Annotated in this window: 19 protein-coding genes and 1 pseudogene; 7 read left to right on the forward strand and 13 right to left on the reverse strand. The window is 69.3% G+C overall.

The window, feature by feature from the left end; translation table 11 throughout:
* Entirely contained in the window at nt 1–1,104 is a 1,104-nt protein-coding gene (locus tag AC4D2C_RS04850) for a zinc-binding dehydrogenase (RefSeq protein WP_490913105.1), read from the forward strand.
* Between the two features lie 159 nt (nt 1,105–1,263).
* On the opposite strand, the pseudogene AC4D2C_RS04855 reads toward AC4D2C_RS04850, so the two are convergent.
* From AC4D2C_RS04855 to AC4D2C_RS04875, 5 genes and pseudogenes are all read right to left on the reverse strand, one after another.
* A pseudogene (locus AC4D2C_RS04855) lies at nt 1,264–1,845 on the reverse strand (manganese catalase family protein); the annotation flags it as partial.
* Nucleotides 1,846–1,987: 142 nt separating this feature from the next.
* Nucleotides 1,988–2,779 carry a ZIP family metal transporter gene (locus tag AC4D2C_RS04860; protein ID WP_490913106.1) on the reverse strand — a complete coding sequence of 264 codons (792 nt, stop codon included), beginning with the start codon at nt 2,777–2,779 and terminating at the stop codon, nt 1,988–1,990.
* The gene (locus AC4D2C_RS04865; RefSeq protein ID WP_490913108.1) at nt 2,776–3,012 is read right to left on the reverse strand and encodes a hypothetical protein; all 237 of its coding nucleotides are present in this window, start codon (nt 3,010–3,012) and stop codon (nt 2,776–2,778) included. Before AC4D2C_RS04865 ends, AC4D2C_RS04860 begins: the two co-directional genes overlap by 4 nt.
* Nucleotides 3,013–3,185: 173 nt before the next feature.
* Nucleotides 3,186–3,809: a LysE family translocator gene (locus tag AC4D2C_RS04870; RefSeq protein WP_490913109.1), complete on the reverse strand. Its 624-nt coding sequence runs from the start codon at nt 3,807–3,809 to the stop codon at nt 3,186–3,188.
* Between the two features lie 363 nt (nt 3,810–4,172).
* A complete protein-coding gene (locus AC4D2C_RS04875; protein ID WP_490913110.1) occupies nt 4,173–4,610 on the reverse strand; it encodes a hypothetical protein in 438 nt (145 codons plus the stop codon).
* Between the two features lie 253 nt (nt 4,611–4,863).
* Here AC4D2C_RS04875 and pdxS point away from each other — a divergent pair, with 253 nt between their 5' ends.
* A complete protein-coding gene (gene pdxS, locus AC4D2C_RS04880) occupies nt 4,864–5,778 on the forward strand; it encodes a pyridoxal 5'-phosphate synthase lyase subunit PdxS (protein WP_334209659.1) in 915 nt (304 codons plus the stop codon).
* A gap of 97 nt (nt 5,779–5,875) precedes the next feature.
* On the opposite strand, the gene AC4D2C_RS04885 is transcribed toward pdxS, so the two are convergent.
* The 4 genes from AC4D2C_RS04885 to AC4D2C_RS04900 form a co-directional block, all read right to left on the reverse strand.
* Nucleotides 5,876–6,685 (reverse strand): MerR family transcriptional regulator, encoded by an 810-nt coding sequence (locus AC4D2C_RS04885; RefSeq protein ID WP_490913111.1) that lies wholly within the window; start codon nt 6,683–6,685, stop codon nt 5,876–5,878.
* A gap of 101 nt (nt 6,686–6,786) precedes the next feature.
* The gene (locus AC4D2C_RS04890) at nt 6,787–7,287 is read right to left on the reverse strand and encodes a DinB family protein (RefSeq protein ID WP_490913113.1); all 501 of its coding nucleotides are present in this window, start codon (nt 7,285–7,287) and stop codon (nt 6,787–6,789) included.
* Nucleotides 7,288–7,317: 30 nt separating this feature from the next.
* On the reverse strand, nt 7,318–8,034 hold the full coding sequence (locus AC4D2C_RS04895) for a GNAT family N-acetyltransferase (protein ID WP_490913114.1): 717 nt from the start codon (nt 8,032–8,034) through the stop codon (nt 7,318–7,320).
* Nucleotides 8,035–8,056: 22 nt separating this feature from the next.
* On the reverse strand, nt 8,057–10,066 hold the full coding sequence (locus tag AC4D2C_RS04900) for a M3 family metallopeptidase (protein WP_490913115.1): 2,010 nt from the start codon (nt 10,064–10,066) through the stop codon (nt 8,057–8,059).
* A 304-nt stretch (nt 10,067–10,370) separates the two neighbouring features.
* On the opposite strand from AC4D2C_RS04900, the gene AC4D2C_RS04905 reads away from it, so the two are divergent.
* Together AC4D2C_RS04905 and AC4D2C_RS04910 are read left to right on the forward strand one after the other, a co-directional pair.
* Nucleotides 10,371–11,558 carry a GNAT family N-acetyltransferase gene (locus AC4D2C_RS04905; protein ID WP_490913117.1) on the forward strand — a complete coding sequence of 396 codons (1,188 nt, stop codon included), beginning with the start codon at nt 10,371–10,373 and terminating at the stop codon, nt 11,556–11,558.
* Nucleotides 11,559–11,595: 37 nt separating this feature from the next.
* Nucleotides 11,596–12,090: a DUF1990 family protein gene (locus AC4D2C_RS04910; protein WP_490913119.1), complete on the forward strand. Its 495-nt coding sequence runs from the start codon at nt 11,596–11,598 to the stop codon at nt 12,088–12,090.
* A gap of 44 nt (nt 12,091–12,134) precedes the next feature.
* Here AC4D2C_RS04910 and AC4D2C_RS04915 read toward each other — a convergent pair whose 3' ends face one another.
* The 4 genes from AC4D2C_RS04915 to AC4D2C_RS04930 form a co-directional block, all read right to left on the reverse strand.
* Nucleotides 12,135–12,707, reverse strand: coding sequence for a hypothetical protein (locus tag AC4D2C_RS04915; protein WP_490913121.1), 573 nt, complete (start codon nt 12,705–12,707; stop codon nt 12,135–12,137).
* A gap of 162 nt (nt 12,708–12,869) precedes the next feature.
* Entirely contained in the window at nt 12,870–13,232 is a 363-nt protein-coding gene (locus AC4D2C_RS04920) for a VOC family protein (protein ID WP_490913122.1), read from the reverse strand.
* A 277-nt stretch (nt 13,233–13,509) separates the two neighbouring features.
* On the reverse strand, nt 13,510–14,280 hold the full coding sequence (locus AC4D2C_RS04925; RefSeq protein WP_490913124.1) for a type 1 glutamine amidotransferase: 771 nt from the start codon (nt 14,278–14,280) through the stop codon (nt 13,510–13,512).
* The gene (locus AC4D2C_RS04930; protein WP_490913125.1) at nt 14,280–15,551 is read right to left on the reverse strand and encodes a MurT ligase domain-containing protein; all 1,272 of its coding nucleotides are present in this window, start codon (nt 15,549–15,551) and stop codon (nt 14,280–14,282) included. The genes AC4D2C_RS04925 and AC4D2C_RS04930 overlap by 1 nt, the downstream gene beginning before the upstream one ends.
* A gap of 113 nt (nt 15,552–15,664) precedes the next feature.
* Between AC4D2C_RS04930 and pdxT the strand changes: the two genes are divergently transcribed.
* Genes pdxT through ruvC form a run of 3 tightly spaced genes read left to right on the forward strand, consistent with a single transcriptional unit; the run spans nt 15,665 to nt 17,859 of the window.
* Nucleotides 15,665–16,477 (forward strand): pyridoxal 5'-phosphate synthase glutaminase subunit PdxT, encoded by an 813-nt coding sequence (gene pdxT / locus AC4D2C_RS04935; RefSeq protein WP_490913126.1) that lies wholly within the window; start codon nt 15,665–15,667, stop codon nt 16,475–16,477.
* A 2-nt stretch (nt 16,478–16,479) separates the two neighbouring features.
* Nucleotides 16,480–17,238 carry a YebC/PmpR family DNA-binding transcriptional regulator gene (locus AC4D2C_RS04940; RefSeq protein ID WP_490913128.1) on the forward strand — a complete coding sequence of 253 codons (759 nt, stop codon included), beginning with the start codon at nt 16,480–16,482 and terminating at the stop codon, nt 17,236–17,238.
* Nucleotides 17,239–17,283: 45 nt separating this feature from the next.
* Nucleotides 17,284–17,859, forward strand: coding sequence for a crossover junction endodeoxyribonuclease RuvC (ruvC, locus tag AC4D2C_RS04945; RefSeq protein ID WP_334209672.1), 576 nt, complete (start codon nt 17,284–17,286; stop codon nt 17,857–17,859).
* Nucleotides 17,860–17,895: the final 36 nt, after the last annotated feature.

Raw genomic sequence — 17,895 nt, forward strand, 5'->3', positions numbered from 1 at the left:
GTGAAGCGCCGCCGCAATCTCGTCATCCCGGCACCTGGCTCTCTGGAAATCATCGAGGAGCAGTTGCCCGACGTTCCCGAGGGCAAACTGCTGCTCGAAACCCTCGTCACCGGCCTGTCCGCGGGCACGGAACTTGCCTTTGTGAAAGGGGACCACCCGGGGCTGCGGTCGCGACTCGATCCCGACCTGGGCCTTTTCTTGCCGCACTCCGCCGGCACCGCCTACCCGATCCGCAGGCTCGGCTATATGGAAGTTGCCAGGGTAGCGGAATCGCGAACTGCGGCATTCTCCGAGGGAGACGTCCTCGCCTGCGCGTTCGGGCATGCCACCGCGCATGTGGCGGATCCGCTCAATGAGCATCTGGTGCTACTGGGCGAGGAGCTTGATCCGCTGCTGGGCGTCTTCGTGGCGCACCTCGGGCCGATCTGCGCCAACGGTCTGCTGCATGCGGCAGCGGAGGCAACCGGCGGCATGGTCCGCGGTCTTGCTGATGGCGTGGACGGACGTCAGGTGCTGGTCACCGGAGCCGGTCCCATCGGGCTTCTCACCGCCCTGTTCGCCCAGTCCCTCGGCGCGCGCGAGGTTGCCGTCGCAGACTCGGACCGCCGCCGCCGCCGGTTGGCGGCAGACCTGGGTTTCCTGGACCTGGACCTGGATGACGATCCCGGCAAGCTATTGAAAACACGGTGGCGCCATGGCCCCGCAGACCGGGGAGCGGACGTCGTGTTCCAATGCCGTGGACGTCCCGAAGCACTCCATGCCGCCCTCCGTGCCGCCCGCCCTCAGGGAAGCATTATCGATCTGGCTTTCTATACCAGCGGAGCGGACGCCGTGCGCCTCGGCGAAGAGTTCCATCACAACGGACTGAGCCTACGTTGCGCGCAGATCGGCCGGGTACCCCGCGGCCTGGCGGGGCATTGGGACCGTGCCCGGCTCTCTGCTGAAACCATCAAGCTACTCCGCTCCCACGGCGATGTGATCCGCAAGCACCTGATCTCCGACGTCGTACCTTACGACGACGCATCGCGGCTGATGCATGAAGTCTCCCAGCGCCAACGGCATGTCCTTACTGCTGTTTTCGCTGTGGCCCCCGGATACCTGTGAGTAGGTATTGTCGCCGCTGTTTTCTGGCTGCACCGTCATGAATCGTCGCGAGGTGAATGACCTGTGACCATGACCGGTGCGTGTTCACCTGCATCACGACGTACATCCCGAGGGGATGCCAGCCTGTTGCGGGCATCCCCTCCGTTCTTGGTGCAGCAGTTACTTGGACATCGGGCCGAACGTCGCGTCGATGTCGGCCATCTCCCTGTCGGCCGTGGCCTGGATCAGCTGGAGTAGTTCGGGATCCAGCCCGGGAGCGAACTCCTCCAAGCGCTCCGGCGCGATCTCCGACGGCACACCCGCTGGGGCCTGCTCGCTGGCATCCAGATTCGTCCCGTCATTCGAGGGCGACAGCCCCTGGTGGATCTTCCCGGCCTCCGACTGTCCCTTGAGGTCGAAGGTGTACTGCTTGCTCTGCAGCGCGAGGTCGAGGAGCTTCTTGACCTCGGGGAACTGCTCGGCGTTGGTCTTCGGGATCGGCAGCAGCGACTTCCAGTTCACCCCGAGGGTCTCGAGGGCCTTCGCGTAACCGTTCCCGTGCGCCTGGTCGCGGACGATCAGGTAGGAGATCGTGGAGCGGGCGGTCTTGTTGTCCGTCATCTCGTACCTGCGGCACTTCTGCGGTCGGCCGGACACCTCGAGCATCAGGTTGTACAGGAGGTCCAGGGGGAGGTTGCCGGAGTTGTGGACGTAGCTGCCGCTCCAGGGGTCGCCGGCCGAGGCGACGGGGAAAGCCGCCTTTCCTTTACCTTCCACTGCCCGACCTGACACCACAAGTGGGCAGTGCCCGATTGCGAGGGGTCCCGATCGGACATCCGGAGCGTGTACCAGTGCGCAGGAGTACCAGGGGCCAAGCAACGCGTAGGAGCACCTACTTGAACGCTCACATAAGGGACAGGGTGAAGGACAGGACGAAGCCGGCGGCGGTGCTCATGGCTACTGCAGGTCCGCCGTGTTCGTAGGCTTCGGGCATGAGGGTGTCGGCCAGAGACGCGATGACGGCACCAGCGGCGAAAGCCAGGGGCACTGAGATCGCTTCCGGGTCCGCTCCGGAGAGGGGGCCCGCGCCGATGAGAACAGCGGCGACCAGCAGGACGGCGCATGCTCCCCACAGCCCGAGTATCTTCCCCGTCGATGAGCCTTGGGAGCGCATCGATGATGCTCCTACCAGGGCTTCGGGGAGATTGGAGACGAAGATCGCGGCCAATAGCGCCAGGCCGCCGGTTCCTCCGCCCAGCGCCACACCCAGGGCGACGTTCTCCGGGACCCCGTCGAGGGTCACGGCGGCGAGCAGGGCCAGGCCTGCCGCGCCGCGCACGGAGGATTGCGAGGCGGAGCGTTCCGAGGCGGCAGCGTCGGTGTCCAGTTTCGCGCTGCCCTGATGCTCGTCAGCCGGCGCAGGTTCCGGGCCTGCCTGAGCCCACCGATCAAGGAGGGCGCTCAGGACGGTGAAGACGAGGGCACCTGCGAGTAGCCCTAGTGCTGCCCGCCAGATGCCTCCCTGTTCGAAAGCGTCCTCGAACAACTCGAAGGCCAGCGCGGTGATCAGGGACCCTGCGGCGAAAGCCAGCAGGATCGCCAGCACCCGTTTGGGCAGGTCGAACCGCACACCGATCAGCGCGCCGATGATCAGCGCGCTGGAGGCCACCACACCGAACAGCAGCGACATCATCATGCGGCCAGTATAAGAACCAGACCAATGACCACGGCGAGAAACCCCTCTTTCGCGACCCTCGGCCAGCAGCCCATGCCCTGCTGACGGGGACGCGCTGCCGGCTTCTCGGAGGTTTTTTGTCCTTGCCGACAAATCTGATCTAGAGATGCCAGGACACCGTGGTTCTGCGCGTTGCCGGTGGTGTCCCGTACTTCATCGACGAGTTCTTCGAGGATGTCCTCGAGGAAGAGCATGCCGGTGGTGTTCCCCACCGTCGGCTCGAGGTGAGTGTCCCCACGCCTCCGAAGCCTCGGTGTCTCCCGCGTCGGTCTCGGTGCCGTGGCGCTTCCGAGGATGAGCAGCAGGGACATCATCGACGAACGTGTTCGAGGCTGGTGCCCGCGTGTGGCGGTGTGACTGTCATCGGTTAGAGCAGGGCGGCGATGACGGGGGTGGTGGTCATGAGCCCGAGCACGATGAAGACGACACCCGATACTCGATGGATCCACCGGGTGACCGTGGGTCGGTTGAGCCACGTTGCGGCGGTGTGCGCGCCGAGGGCGACAATGGCGAGGTAACCGCCGATTACTGCTGCGACGGTGCCACCGACAACGGCTACAACGTAGAGAGGTGCTGCGTCGGTGGGGGTGAACTGGGGTATGAGAGCGAGGAAGAACAGTCCCGTTCTCGGGTTCGTGAGGCAACACAGCACCCCGGCGCTGAACGCTGGCCATCTCGTCGGGGTAGTGCCTTGTGGTTGCAGGTCATCGGCAGGGGTATAGGTACGGGTAGTAGCCGAGTCATCCGTGGTGACAGTGCCCGTGCAAGGGTCCTGCGCTGCACCAACTGCAGCTACTGTCACTGGCGTCGTGGTGTGTGCTCCGCGGTCGCGGGCGCGGGTGGTGAGGGTGCGATAGCCGAGGTAGAAGAGGTACGCACCTCCCAGGACGCGAAGAGCGTGGAAGGCCGCGGGCGAGTCTTGGAGGAAGGCCGCGACGCCAGCGGCGACCACGGCTGCCCACACGAAGATCCCTGCTCCTGCGCCACGCACCGCTCAGCATCCCTGGGCGTCAGAGTGGGCGATCACCTGATTCACGCTCAGGCGTTGTCGGTACCCTCTGGTCTCCTCACCACTAAGGACACCCACCTCGAAGAGCTCGTCGAGCATCGTGTGCCTCGCCGGCTCAGGCGAGAGGTCTACGTAGATGATCCAGCAGAACCATCAGACCTCAGCGTGATCTTCTCAGCGATCGAGTGAACCGCCCGTTGCAGCTTCGTCCTGCTCGAGGATCGTCCTGCGGGACAACCGTGAGCAGTCCTCGGTCCGAGTTGCCGGCCGTTCGGCGGGTGCGACGAGTAGAAATTGCTACCTGATTGCCGCTCGAGTTGCTGGCAAGATGCGGGGTTAGGTATTTCAGGTGGGAGTAGCGGCGGAGCGGTTGTCTGTCCTGAGATCAGAGTCAACGGCAGCAGTAAGTCCAAGCATCACAGCCGATCCGACAATGGAGCCGAAGCCAACGAGAATTGCACCCACCAACCACAGACCGGTGACGTCAGTCGCGGCAGCTGTGGTGATCCAGGCGAAGGTGAAGCAGCTCGGCATCACCAGGAAGGCGACAACGAAACGCAGGAGGCGTTGCGCTAACCAGAACACCGGGATGCTGCAAAGGAGCGCCCCGACGCCCTGCCATACGGCGTATGGACCGCCCATGCGGCCCGTCGATCGGTCGTATTGATACTCGGTGTCCCAGGCAAACCAGCCGTACCACAGCCCTGCTGACAAGACCCCGATCAGGAGGACTAGGGCCACTTGCTGCTTAGCAGGTCGATCACGATCACGGGTCAGTCGCATGCCCCACGATAAGCTGGACAACACTCTTTGGTCGCTTCCCCATGCGTCTGAATTCTGAGCAGGGTGAGCGTGTCCGCTGGAGCCGTCCCAGATGCCGATCCTCCTACAGGGCGGCTGTCGCGTGCTCGGACGCGACAGCCGCTCACCTACGGGCCCGTGGCGGCCGGTGATGAGCCGCGGCCGGCGACCAGGGCAGGGCCGCCCTGCGTCGTATCATGGGGGGTCAGCTTTTATCTACCTTGAGGGGCAAATCGTGTCCACCGTTGAAGACCGATCGGCAACCACAGCTCAGACCGGCGGCAACCGGGTCAAGCGCGGCATGGCCGAGATGCTCAAGGGCGGCGTCATCATGGATGTCGTCACCGCCGAGCAGGCACGCATCGCCGAGGACGCCGGTGCGGTAGCCGTCATGGCGCTCGAAAGGGTCCCCGCCGATATCCGCGCGCAGGGCGGCGTGTCCCGCATGAGCGACCCCGACATGATCGACAAGATCATCGAGACCGTCTCCATCCCGGTCATGGCGAAGGCGCGTATCGGCCACTTCGTCGAGGCGCAGGTACTGCAGTCCCTCGGCGTCGACTACATCGACGAGTCCGAGGTCCTCACACCGGCCGACTTCACCAACCACATCGACAAGTGGAAGTTCACCGTCCCCTTCGTCTGCGGTGCCACCAACCTCGGCGAGGCGCTGAGGCGCATCAACGAGGGCGCGGCGATGATCCGCTCCAAGGGTGAGGCGGGCACCGGCGACGTCTCGAACGCCACGATGCACATGCGCAAGATCCGCTCGGAGATCAACCGCCTGTCCTCGATGGCGGAGGACGAGCTGTACGTCGCCGCCAAGGAGCTCCAGGCACCCTACGAGCTCGTGAAGGAGGTGGCCTCCGCCGGTCGCCTGCCCGTGGTCCTGTTCACCGCGGGCGGTATCGCCACCCCGGCGGACGCCGCCATGATGATGCAGCTCGGTGCGGACGGCGTCTTCGTCGGCTCGGGCATCTTCAAGTCCGGCAACCCCGCGGAGCGCGCGAACGCCATCGTCCAGGCGACCACCTTCCACGACGATCCGGACGTGATCGCCAAGGTGTCCCGCGGTCTCGGCGAGGCCATGGTCGGCATCAACGTCGACGAGATCCCGCAGCCCCACCGTCTCGCGGAGCGCGGCTGGTAGTACCGGAGCGTAGTACCGGAGCAACCGCTTCAACGGATCGGAGGACCGCAGCCCGCCTCGGGCTGCGGTCCTCTCCGCGTCAGGGGGGCGTCCCGGGCTACCTGCGGAAGGGGACCGCGACGTCGCAGACCTCGGCCTCCGGGTGTGCGTCGTCGAACGCGGCGAAGTAGATCTCACGCGGTGGCAGCGAGGGCGTGAAGCCTTCGCGGGACAGCCAGGCGTAGACCTCGTCGTACGCCGTGAGGATCTGCGGATACACCACCTCGGCCTGCGTGAGCCTGACGTAGGCGAGTTCCCCGGCCGGTTCGACCAGCACGTTCGTCGCACCGGTGACGTCCGCCGGCAGCACATCGCCGCGCACCGGCACGGCGTTCTCGACGACGCCGTCCGTGGTGTCGTTGACCGGGCTCCGATAGATGGTGGTCAGCGACCCCGCCCACCCGCCGAGCCCCTCGGCCACGGCGGCGAGCCGGTCGCACGACGAGCGGATGAAGTCCGGGATCTCCTCCGGGCGCAGACGCCTCCTCTCGGTCACATAGGTGGTGGCACTGCATTGCCTCGTCCTGACGTCCATCGACGTCTCCTTCCCGTCCATGAGGTGCGACATCACGTACGCCGCCAGGTGCCTCTGAGCGAGCCTGGTCGCTTCGACGCCCGCCCAGTACTCGGCGAGCAGGTCGGCGCGTCGGCCGGTGTCCTCCTGCAGGACGGCGGCGATCATGCCCAGCGGCATGTCGAGCCCTCGCAGCAGGATGATCAGGCGTGCGTCGGCCTCCTGGTGGTCGCCGTAGAACCGATAGCCGTTCCGCGGATCCACCCGCGCGGGCGGGAGCAGGCCGCTCTCCGCGTAGAGGCGCAGCGCCTTGCTGCTCAGCCGCGTGCGGCGACTGAACGCCCCACTGCTCATCAGCGGCACCGGTACCTCCCTGCGATGTCGTCGTGGCGGTCCTGCCACACCTCGAGCGTCCACCCGGCCCCGGGGGCAGGGTCAAGCGACGGCGGAACGGGTCATTGCCCTGTCGTGCCGTCGAGCAGCTCGCGGATGATGTCGAGGTGGCCGCAGTGACGCGCGGTCTCCTCGATCATGTGGACGAGCACCCAACGGACGTTGTGCTCCGTCGACGTCCCGAGGCACGGGTCATCGAGGCCATGCCCCGACAGCACCTGCCTCGACTCCGCACACGCGGCGGCGTAGTCGAGCAGGAGATCCTCCAGGCTGTCCTCCGCGGTGACGCCGAACTCCCAGGCCCGGTTTCGCCGGGACCGTGCCCACGGGCCATCGGTGCCGCCGTCGATGTCGTCGTGGAACCAGCTTCGTTCCACTTGAGCGAGGTGGCGGACGATCCCCGAGACCGTCGTGGGGGAGGGCACCATCTGGCGGGCGCCGTCGGCGTCGCTCAGTCCTCGGGCCTTGAGGACGACTGTCCCCCGGAGGTAGTCCAGGAACCCGGTCAGCGTGGCCGCTTCATCCGCGGCCGCGGGAGGGAAGGGGCGTGGATCGATCATCATGCCCCCACAGTAGCGACGCCGGAGCGACGCTCAGAGGCCCAGCGAGTAAGTCCGGCCGCGACCGAGCAGGGTGAACCCGCGCCGGGAGAGGAACTCGTATCCCTCCGGCGTGGCGTTCACGGCGAGGTGCACTGCGCCGGCCTGGCCGGCCGCCCGGGCGGTGGCGCTCAGGAGGGCCGTCGCGAGTCCGCGGCGCTGGTGGGCGGGAAGCACCTCGAGGTGGTGGATCCCGCCGAGCCCGTGCAGGCCCGGGTCGCCGGAGGGGTGGAAGGAGTACGCGGCGCCCGAGATGTTGCCGCTCACGGCGTCCCGGGTCACGGCGTGCCAGGCCTGCCGCGGCTCCGACCGGACCACCTGCAGTTCCTGCGCGAGCGGTCCCGAGTAGTCCGGCACCTCGGTGGTGAGCACGGCGTCGTCGTCCCCGGACCGGACGACGGCGGAGACCGGCGCCGCCATCCACCACGGCTGCCAGCTCGGGGCGAACCCGAGGGGCCGGAGGTCGGTGGCGTCCACCGCGCTGTTGAGCCACACCCGGGCCGACGCAGCGCCGAGCCTCATGCCCTCGGCGAGGGCAGGGCGCACGGCGGAGGCGCTGACGGCGTCGGGGAACATCATCAGGAGTTCCCGCCGGGCGGGCAGCCAGACCCAGGTGCAGCCGTGCGTGGAGAAGGTCTTGCCACCCGTGGCCGCGGCCAGCGCCGCGTACCACGCGGCCTGGAGCCGCTGGGACTGCGCGATCGTCACCATCCGGGGCAGCCCGGGCCCGTGCTCACGCCAGGCCGCGGCGGACGAGCAGCGGGTGGAGGTCCGCGTCGCGCCCGCGGAACCGGCGGAAGGCCTCCAGCGGGTCGATGCTGTTGCCGCGCGAGAGCAGTTCGCGGCGGAAGTGGTCGCCGTTCCCACGGGTGAGGCCCCCCGAGGACTTGAACCACTCCACGGTGTCGGCGTCGAGCATCTCGCTCCAGATGTAGGCGTAGTACGACGCCGCGTAACCGCCGGCGAAGATGTGCTTGAAGTAGGAGGTTCGGTAGCGGGGCGGCACGGGCGCGAAGTCGACGCCGGCGTCGGCGAGCGCGGTGGCCTCGAAGGCCAGGGGGTCCTCGATGACGGTGCCCGCGGGGATCGAGTGCCAGGCGAGGTCCAGCAGCGTGGCTCCGAGGTACGCGGTGGTCTCGAAGCCCTCGCCCCAGGCGCCGGCGGCGTGGATACGATCGATGACGTCCTGGGGGAGCGGCTCCCCGGTCTCGTGGTGGCGCGCGTAGTTCGCCACGATCTCCGGCCACAGGATCCACATCTCGTTGACCTGGGAGGGGTATTCGACGAAGTCGCGCGGCACGGACGTGCCCGCGAAGAGCGGGTAGGTCACGTCGGAGAACAGTCCGTGCAGGGCGTGGCCGAACTCGTGGAACGTGGTGACCACCTGGTCGTAGGACAGGAGGGTTGGCTCGCCCGCACCCGGCCTCGAGATGTTCAGGTTGTTGACGACGACGGCGCGGGTCCCCTCGAGCGACGACTGGTCCACGAAGGAGTTCATCCAGGCACCGCCGCTCTTGGTGTCGCGGGTGTAGAAGTCGCCGAGGAACAGGCCCAGGCCTGAGCCGTCCTCGTTGAAGACCTCCCACACGCGGACGTCGGGGTGGTAGCCCACGAGGTCGCGGCGTTCCGTGAACGTCAGGCCGTACAGCCGGTTCGCGGCGTAGAACACCCCGTCCTGCAGGACGCGCTCGAGTTCGAAGTAGGGGCGGAGGGCGTCCAGATCGACGTCGAACTTCGCCTTCCGGACCTTCGAGGCGTAGTAGGCCCAGTCCCAGGGCTCGATCGGGTGGCCGGCCTCGGCCTCCAGCTCCGCCGCTTCGGCGCGGGCGTTGCGGACGGCCGGTGCGGCGAGCTCTCGCATCCGGTCCATGATCGCCTCGAGGGAGGGCGCGGTCTGGCTGTCGGTGGCGGCAGCGGCGTGCGTGTCGAATCCCAGGAGGGCGGCGCGCTCGGCGCGCAGGGTCGCCATGCGGGTGGTGATCGCGAGCGTGTCCGCGTCATTGCCGCGTGCGCCGCGGTGAACCGATGCCTCGTGGAGGCGGCGGCGGACGTCGCGGTTCGTGAGTGATTCCAGGGCGGGCTGTGCCGTGGGGAGGATGAGCGTCAGGAGGTACTTGCCGTCGTGGCCGGCGTCCGCGGCCGCGGTCGCCGCAGCGGAGACGGCGTCGGCGGACAGCCCATCGAGCTCCTCGGCGGTGTCGAGCAGCAACGCGGAGTCGTTCGTGTCCTTCATGAGCTTCTGGGAGAACTCGGTGCTGAGAGCGGACAGCTCCGAGTTGAGCCGGCGGAGCGTGGCCTGTGCGTCGTCGTCGAGCTCGGCGCCGGCCCGGACGAAGCTGCGGAGGTGCTCCTCGACGAGGCGCGTCGACTCGTCGTCGAGCCCGTCCAGCGGCACCTGCCGGATGCGCTCGAACAGGGACCTGTTCAGCTTGATGTTGTCCTCGTGCTCTGCGAGGCGGGGAGCGACCTGCTGCTCGAGCTCCTGGATGGCAGGGGTCGCGTGGCTGACCGAGTTGCTGAAGAACACGCGGGCCACGCGGTCGAGCGTGCTTCCCGCGCGCTCGAGGGCGATGAGCGTGTTCTCGAACGTCGGTGCCTCCGCGGAGCCCGTGATGGCGTCGATCTCGCCAAGGTGTTCTGCGAACCCGGCGTCGAAGGCGGGCAGGTAGTGCTCGTCCTCGATCGCAGCGAACGGTGGCAGCTGGTAGTCGAGGGTGCTCGGTGCGAGGAAAGGGTTGCTCATGGGAACTAACTTTTGCACGTTGTCGCCCTTCACCGCACCACCCTTGACCCTGCGGGCGGCTGCTACCTATGGTCGGAATGCTTCGCTGCCTGATGATCGCGGTGAGTCCTGACCGGGGCGTCGGCATGACGGCAGGGGCGCACGGCACCGAAAGCTACTCCCAGACGGACGGTTGACTCGTCGACTACATCAACGGCGTGCACCCGCTCGTCGTCGAGTCCGACGGCGAACCCGTGTACGACGCATACCTCGTGGCCGTCGCTCGTTCCGGCGGGGGCCTCCGTCGTCCGCTACATTCGGAGGCATGAGCGGCAGCGTGATAGTCCTGACCGGGCCACCGAGGTCGGGCAAGTCGACGATCGGGCGGGCGCTGGCGAGCACCTACCCGCGAGCCGTCCACCTGCACACCGACGACTTCTGGCACGCGATCGTCTCCGGTGGTATCCCGCCCTACCTCCCCGAGTCCGACGCACAGAACCAGGTCGTCGTCGGCGTCATCGCCGAGGCCGCCTTCACCTACGCGCGCGGTGGGTACACCGTGGTGGTGGACGGCATCGTGGGGCCGTGGATGCTCGGGCACTACCGCCGTGCGCTGCAGCACCACCCCGGCATGGAACTGCAGTACGTCGTGCTGCGCCCCGACCGTCCGACGGCGCTCGCGCGGGCCCGGCAGCGTGTCGGCCCCGGCGCGCTCGTCGACGAGGGCCCGATCCTCGCCCTGTGGGATCAGTTCGGGGCCCTCGGCATGCTGGACGGCCACGCCGTCGATTCCACGGGGCACGAGGAGGGCGAGACCCTCCGGGCGGTGCAGGACGCGCTGGCCGATGGTCGCTGCCGGCTCGCGCACGACGGCGGATCGCTGCGGGAACCGGCCGCCGGCCCGGAGGACGACCGCGACGAAATGCCCGACGCGTCGCTCGGGGGAGACGACGAAGATCCGCTGCACGGCGGGACGCGGACCGCCCGTCTCCTCCTGCGCCGCCTCCTTCCCGGGGACGAGGAGGCGGTTCTGGCCTACCGGTCGGACGCCCACGCCTCGCGGTACCTCGGGCACGGCCCGATGGAGCCGGGCCGGTACGCGGGATGGCTGGCCGAACGGGCCGCCGGCTGGTCGCTCGAACGCCCGGGGGACCGCCGGTTCTACGCCGTCGTCGAGTCCGCGTCCGGGCGCGTGGTCGGCGACGCCGTCCTCGTGCGTGCGGCCGAGGGCCTGCAGGGCGAACTCGGCATGTTCCTGCATCCGAAGACTGCGGGCCTCGGGTATTCGCTCGAGGCCGGGCAGGCACTGCTCGACATCGCGTTCTCCGAGCTCGCCTGGCACCGTATCGTCGCCCGCGCGGATGCGGACAACCGGAGTTCGGTGAGGGCGATCGAGAAACTGGGACTGCGGCGCGAGGGTCTGTTCGTCGAGGGCACGCCGCGCGGCGCAACGTGGGCCGGCACCGTGCAGTACGCGCTGCTCGCCCGCGAATGGGCAGCATCCGGTGCCTGAGGGTCGGCGCGGACGCGGCCGCTGCAGGGGCAACCCCGTGAGCCGACCGGAGGCGACGACGGCCCCGGATCAGCCGCTGTGGCCGCCCACCGATGGCGCGTTCCGCCGGTCCGAGGTGACAGCCGTCCTCGGCCGCGGCGACACGACCTGGCAGCGGGCCGGATCCGAGGTGCTGCGCTGGGCGGTGAAGACCCGCAGCGGCTTCTCCGTGAGCAGTCCGTGGCCGGTCGTGCCGGGAGAACGACTCACCGTGACCGCGACACTCCTCGGCCTGACCGTCGCGGAACCGGTCGAGGTGGTCGCCGTCGTGAAGCAGCCGGAATGGATCGGTTTCTCCTACCGGACGCGGCCGGGGCATCCTGTGCGCGGGGAAGAGGCGTTCATCGTGCATCGCGACGGTGACACGGTGCTCATCACTGTCCGATCACTCACCCGCGCCGCGTCATCACAGCCGTGGCGGGCGCTCTTCCCGCTGATCCTCGTGGCCCAGCGCATTGTGCGCAGGCGTTATCTGCGCGCGCTGCGGCAGTAGCCGGATCGCCTGCAGCAGCACGCCGGGGTGGGGATCTCCGGTACCTAGCCGCGGATCGCCAGGCCGAGCGGTTCGGTGGCCATCGGTCCGCCGCACGCCGCCGACCCTCCGACCCGCTCCCAGGCCAGGTCCACCGTCGCCTCGGCGAGGACGGCGGTGTCCGCCGCGAAGGCCCTGATGGTGACGGTCTCGGGGGTGGACATGCCGACCTGCACGGTCCAGCGCCCATCCCCGCTGGGCTCCGCCCGGTAGTACGGCGCCTCGGGATCGTGCGACGACGCCGGGGCCGCCGTGGGGAGGGCGGATGGCGTCGGGAGGGCGGATGGCGTCGGGAGGGCAGATGACCCGGGGAGGGACGGCGGTGGGGGCGGCCTGTCGGCGGGAGGCGCCGGCGGGGCGGCCGGCGTGGAGCAGCCGCGGTCGTCGCAGAGTTCCACCCGTGCGACCCGCTGGACGTCGTCCGCGGAACCGTCGAGCCTGATCTCGACCGCGTTGACCCAGCCGATTGCCGGGCAGGCGTGCGCGGTGAACGGCTCGCAGCCGGTCAGCGTCACCGCGAGCACGGCACAGCCCAGCACGGCGAGTCGCGACCGTGTCCCTGCACCGGATGCGCCCATGAGCCGACCCTGCCATGCCTCCGGGCCGGGGGACAGGGGACGGAGGGTGCTGCGGCGTGACCGTTACGAGTCCGCAACGGTTCGCCGGCGCCGGCCGGTCACGGAGCGTGACCGGCCGGCGTGGTGGGGCCGGGTGCGCCGGGGCGGTGCCCGGCGCCGCGCTCAGCCTTCGGACGGGGGAGAGTAGAGCTGGAGGTCGTTGCCTTCGCTGTCCTTGAACGGCAGGATCCGCCCCCACGCGTACTCGCTGATCTCGCCCTCGATGGACGCGCCGCCACGGGTCGAGATGCGCTCCAGCTCCTCCTCGATGGAGCCCTCGGGCTGGAAGCTGATGACGGCGCCGCCGCCCCGACCGCCGTGCGTGTCCTCGCGGCCGTTGAGGCCGATCGTCAGCCCGCCGGCGTCCACCATGGACCAGTCCTCCTGCTCCGTGGTGACGTCCAGTCCCAGGGTGTCCCGGTAGAACGCGAGGGCCCTGTTCATGTCCTCGACCGGCACCCAGACTGTCGCTACTCCGTTGGCCATGACGCTCCTTCCGCGGACCCTGTGCGGGCCCGATGGTGTGGCGGGCCCCGGCCGGGGCCCGTCCCTTCGAACGCTACCGGCAGCACTCCGGGGTGGGTCGGGGCGACGTCGCCCCTTGACGCGCACGGCGGGGTGCTGTCCCTCGCGGAACGACGCCGAGGATGCCGGACGCGCCGGCACGCCTCCCTCCCGGCACCCGGTGGTCCTGCCGGTGGTACTGCCGGTGGGTCCTGCCGGTAGTCCTGCCGGCGGTACTGCCGGTGGTCCTGCCCGGGTCCTAGCGGGGCCGGGCGCCCGCGTGCTGCCGCGCCAGGTCGGCCAGGGAGTCGTCCAGGCCGGCGTCGTCGAAGGCTCCGAATCTGCGTTCCGCGGCGGTGCGCAGGAGGAAGTCGGCGATCGCCGGATTCTTCGGCAGCAGCGACCCGTGCAGGTAGCTCGCCACGATGTTCCGGTACCGCGCCCCCTCGTGCTTCTCGTGCGCGTTGTTGCCCGCGCCCTTCACCACCGTCGCCAGCGGCTTCAGCCCGTCGCCGAGGAAGGTCTGGCCGCTGTGGTTCTCGTAGCCGTGGACCTCACCGAACTCCTCGCTGGTCGCCACGACATTGCCGATCAGGCGCTCCGTCCCGCCGCGCGTCTCGAGGTCCAGCACGCCGATCCCCGGGATCACGGTGCCGTCATGAGTGCGGAAGACGTTGCCGAACAGCTGGTACAGGCCGCAGATGAGCAGCATGGGCGTGCCGTCCTCCGCCAGGTCGCGGAGCCTCGGGGCGATGGCCTGCAGGTCGTCCTGGATGACCACCTGACCGCTGTCCTGGCCACCGCCACCGATGATGATGTCGACGTCCTCCGGGAACGCGTCGCCGGCGTTGTGCTCGAGGATCTCCGCGCCGTAGCCGCGCCATGCGAGGCGGCGCTTGAGCACGAGCACGTTGCCGTAGTCGCCGTAGATGTTCATCTCCCGCGGGTACAGCTGCAGGATGCGCAGGGTCCCCTTCGCGGGGTCGGCGGGTGCCTCGCTCAGGGCGCCGGCGGAGGGGGCGTCGCTCATCAGGAGACAACCTCGACCTTCGTGATCTTGGAGAGCTCGCGGCGGACCGCGAGCATGGCCGTGTACGTGCAGAAGATCCGCTTGGGCCGGCCCTCGGACCCCCGGACGAACTGCTTCAGTGCCTCGGTGATGTCCGGCTCGACGGCGCCCACCCGGACGTCGTCGTACTTCAGCCGCAGCGCCATGTCGTAGGCGCGGACGCCGCTCACCATCTCCACGCCGCCGAGGCCGAGCGAGTCGAAGTCGACGTCCCACAGCCAGGACATGTCGCGGCCGTCGGCGTAGTTGTCGTTGATCGCGATCATCGTCGCGCAGCCCGCGGGGTCGAAGGACTTCAGGCCGAGCCGGAAGCCGCTGGGGTTCTTGACGAGCACCAGCTCGAGCGCCTGGCCGTCGACCACGAGGCTCTCGCCGCGCCCGAAGGCGGGCTCCACGGCGGCCAGGGAGGAGAAGAGCCGCGCGGTGTCCGCCGCGCCGCCGAGGACGGCGCGCGCCGCGGCGAGAGCGGCCGCGGCGTTGAAGATGTTGTAGACGCCGCGCAGGCGCAGCTCGGTGTGCGTCGTGGTGCCGTCCACCTCGAAGGAAGCCGCGTTGCCGTCCACCGAGCGGAGGACGACGTCCGCCGCCAGCGCGGAGGCTGGCGCCGTGCCTGCGGCGCCGCGCAGTTCGTCGTCGTTCGGGAAGGTGCTCCGCAGCGAGGCGTCGAGCCCGAAGTAGGTCACCTGCGTGGTCGGGAGGGAGGCGGCGAGGCCCGCCACGCGGGGGTCCTCCCGGTTCAGCACGACCGTCTCCGTGGTCGCCAGCGCGATGCGCTCGAGCAGGCGCGTGGTCGCGTCGATCTCGCCGAAGCGGTCCAGCTGGTCGCGGAGCACGTTCAGGAGGAGCGAGTACCGCGGCGGGACGAGCTTCACGAAGTGCACGGCATGCGCCTCGTCCAGCTCGAGGACGGCGACGTCGGCGTCGAGGCGGCCACGCCAGTCGACGTCGCCGAGGAGGGCCGCCGCCACGCCGCGCGTGAAGTTGCTGCCCGTGCGGTTGGTGAACACCTTCAGGCCCTGACCCTCGAGCAGTTCCACGACCATCTTGGTGGTGGTGGTCTTGCCGTTCGTCCCGCTGACCACCACCACGCCGTGCGGGAGGGTGGACAGGGCGCGGCCCATGAAGCGGGGGTCGAGGCGCTCGACCACGAGGCCGGGAAGTGCGGAGCCGCCGCCGCGCAGGCGGGAGGCGATGCGCACGGCCTTGCCCACGAGGACTGGAAGGGGATTCATGCCTACAAATTATCGCAGGCGTGCGCGTCCTGCCGGGACGCGGCGGCGAGGCGCTGCTCACGCCGGTCCGCCCGGGCGCCGCCGCACGGGCGGGAACGGCCTAGAATCGGGGGATGACCTCCCCGTTCTCGTCGGTGTCCCCGCGCACGCCCGGTGTCCCGGAGGCAGCCGGTCCTGCCGCCCAGGCACCGGTACCCGCGCCGGCGCATCGCGGCGTCGTCGTCGGTGTGCTCGCGGTGCAGGGCGACGTGCGCGAGCACATCGCGACCATCGAGTCCCTCGGCGGCCGCGCCGTGCCCGTGCGGCGGGCGTCGGAGCTCGCCGCGATCGACGGCCTGATCCTCCCCGGCGGCGAATCCACCACGATGGACAAGCTGACGCGCACCTTCGGCCTTGCCGGACCCCTGCGGGAGAGGATCGCCGGCGGCCTGCCAGTCTACGGATCGTGCGCCGGCATGATCCTGCTCTCCGACGTGATCGCCGATCCGTCGACCGACCGGGACGGCAACCCCCAGCAGACCCTCGGCGGGCTCGACATGGTGGTGCGGCGCAACGCCTTCGGCCGCCAGCGCGAATCCTTCGAGACCGACCTCGCCTTCGCCGGCCTCGCGACGACCGGGCCGGTCGCCGCGGAGGAACCCGTGCGCGCCGTGTTCATCCGCGCACCGTGGGTGGAGAAGGTGGGGGCCGACGTCGAGGTGCTGGCCCAGGTGCCGGCCGCCGAGACGCCGCAGGCGGGCCCGTCCGGCGGCGCCCGCAGCCGCGATCCGCAGGGTACCGGTGCATCCGGAGCCGACTTGGAGCCGGTCGCTAGAATTGTCGCAGTGCGTTCAGGGAACCTGCTGGCCACGAGTTTCCACCCGGAAGTCACCGGGGAGCGGCGGGTCCACGAACTCTTTATCCGGATGATCAGAGGAGAAGCGTAAGCATGTCGGGGCACTCCAAATGGGCAACAACCAAGCACAAGAAAGCTGCGATCGACGCCAAGCGCGCGAAGTCCTTCGCCAAGCTGATCAAGAACATCGAGGTCGCTGCGCGGGCCGGCGGTGCCGACGTCGCGGGTAACCCCGGCCTCGAACTGGCCGTCTCCAAGGCCAAGAAGACCTCCGTGCCCATCGACAACATCAACCGCGCGGTGAAGCGCGGAGCGGGCCTGCTCGGCGAGGCCGTCGACTACCAGACGATCATGTACGAGGCGCGCGGCCCCCAGGGCTCGGCCCTGCTGATCGAGTGCCTGACGGACAACAAGAACCGTGCCGCCTCCGAGGTGCGCCTCGGCATCTCCCGCAACGGCGGCACGATCGCCGACCCGGGTTCCGTGGCGTACCTGTTCGCGCGGAAGGGCGTCGTGACGCTTCCGAAGAACGGCCTTACCGAGGACGAACTGCTGATGTCCGTCCTCGACGCCGGCGCGGACGAGGTGAAGGAATCGACAGAGTCGTTCGAGATCGTCTCCGAGCCCCAGGACCTGCGGGCCGTGGTCGCCGCGCTCGACGAGAGCAGCATCGAGTACGAGACCGACGACGTCGAGTTCGTCCCGTCCATGCAGGTGGACCTCGACGCGGACGGTGCGCGGAAGTTCCTGAAGCTCGTGGACGCGCTCGAGGAGCTCGACGACGTCCAGAACGTCTACTCCAACGCGCACCTCCCGGACGACGTCCTGGCGGAGCTCGAGAGCGACGACTGACATCGCACCGCTGCACATCCCGGGGCGCCCGGCACGGCTAGCGCCATGACCTACCGCGTCATGGGCGTCGATCCCGGCCTCACGCGGTGCGGGCTCGCCGTCGTCGACATCGAACCGAACCGCCGCTCCACGCTCGTCGCCGTCGGCGTCGTGGGGACCGAGGCCGGCAGGAGCCTCGACGAGCGGCTGCTGGTCATCTCCGAGGCCGTGGACTCGTGGCTGGACCTGCACCAGCCCCAGGTCCTCGCCGTCGAACGCGTCTTCAGCCAGCTCAACGTCAGCACCGTCATGGGCACGGCGCAGGCGTCCGGCGTCGTGATCGTGTCCGCGGCGCGGCGCGGCATCCCGGTGGCCCTGCATACGCCCACCGAGGTGAAGGCCGCCGTCACCGGCAACGGCCAGGCGGACAAGGTCGCGGTCACCAAGATGGTGACGAAGATCCTCCGGCTCGAGACCGCCCCCCGTCCGGCCGACGCCGCCGACGCCCTGGCCCTCGCCATCACGCACGCCTGGCGCAGGGGAGTGGGCGTCCAGGGTGCGGCGGCGTCGGCTGCGGGGGGATCCATCACACCCGCGCAGCGCATCTGGGCCGAGGCGGAGGCACGGGCCCGACGGCGGTAGTGCCGACGTCGGGACCTGTCCGAGGCCGTCGGCGCA

The sequence above is a fragment of the Arthrobacter sp. TJ-240 genome, from assembly GCF_058269195.1.